The organism is Psychrobacter sp. TB20-MNA-CIBAN-0197 (genome assembly GCF_040309765.1).
GTDB classification, from domain to species: Bacteria; Pseudomonadota; Gammaproteobacteria; order Pseudomonadales; family Moraxellaceae; genus Psychrobacter; species Psychrobacter submarinus.
Window position 1 is genome coordinate 1 of sequence record NZ_JBEOPC010000493.1, and the last position, 276, is coordinate 276.

Here is a 276-nt window from a genome sequence, read left to right on the forward strand (position 1 = left end):
CCTGTAAGTGGAGCGAGCGATGCCATTTTTACTGATAAAAATGGTTACATTGCTAAAGGTTTTAGTGCTGCTGAAATTGCTAAAAGTACAGAAGATGCTATTGCATTACATAATAAAAATAGTGGTGAAGCACAAAGCTATTCTGAGCAATTAATAACTGCTAACTTTACAGTAGATATAATAGCTAAAAAATATATTAAACTTTATAAAAAATTACTTGGAGCTTCATAGATGAAGGTTTTAATAGGGATGACGCGTTCGGATACTATTGTATCT

At 31.9% G+C, this 276-nt stretch carries 1 protein-coding gene; it reads left to right on the forward strand.

Annotation, left to right across the window (positions count from 1 at the left end):
• A partial coding sequence (locus tag AAEY83_RS14645; protein ID WP_351060005.1) for a hypothetical protein occupies positions 1 to 231 on the forward strand: 231 nt, incomplete at its 5' end.
• Positions 232 to 276 lie beyond the last annotated feature (45 nt).